Source organism: Mesorhizobium sp. M7A.F.Ca.AU.002.02.1.1 (assembly GCF_003998535.1).
GTDB classification, from domain to species: domain Bacteria; phylum Pseudomonadota; class Alphaproteobacteria; order Rhizobiales; family Rhizobiaceae; genus Mesorhizobium; species Mesorhizobium ciceri.
In genome coordinates, this window is sequence record NZ_RZPB01001381.1 from 1 (window position 1) to 712 (window position 712).

The window sequence follows — 712 nt, forward strand, 5'->3', positions numbered from 1 at the left end:
GGATATCGCGTGAAACAGGCAGTTTGCGTAGGGTTTGCCGCTCGACGCGAATGAAGGCATGGGCGTCGATGTCGCCATCGGGAAAGCGCGACGGCCGGTTGGTGGCGCGGTCGATGCGCTGCAGGTCGGAGAGCGGATGGTAGAGCGCGTTGTCGGCCTGGATCGACCAGTTGTAGCGCTCGACGGCCTGCCCCTGGAGGCCATCGAACATCCGGTTGATGAGTTCCGCCGGACGCGTGCCCGGGCCGAAACCCGGCACCGGCGCGTGGATGTCCTGCAGCGGCTTGCCGAACTTTTCCAGGAGCGACCAGGAGGAGGGAAAGCAGAGCGAGCCGGCGACCAGCCGCCAGCCGCTGTCACTGCTGCGCATCAGGATCAGGTCTTCCTGGACGAGCAGTGAGGCTTTGGCCAGCGGCGCATCGGCGAGGGAAGCAGGCAGACGGCTCGCCGCGCCCGCCACCTCGACGCCTGATCCGCCGAGCCGATGGGTTTCGGGGAACCTCTCCGGGAGATGCGCGGCGAGCAAGTCGAGCACTTCCTGCTGGGCGTCGCGCGTGCCGTCCTCCTCGACGAAAACGCGCTCTGGGATTTCGGCATAGAGCCGGTGCTTTTCGGCGAGATACGGCAGCAGATGGCCGTCGACCTCGATCCAGGCCGCCGGGTCGAGCGGCTTCAGCCCGATGCTGAACAGTTTCGACGAGCCGTCATAGGG

The 712-nt window shown here is 66.4% G+C and carries 1 protein-coding gene; it reads right to left on the bottom strand.

The window, feature by feature from the left end:
* Positions 1-712 (bottom strand): DUF3445 domain-containing protein (locus tag EN879_RS37860; RefSeq protein WP_164774941.1); only part of this gene is annotated, 712 nt, incomplete at both ends.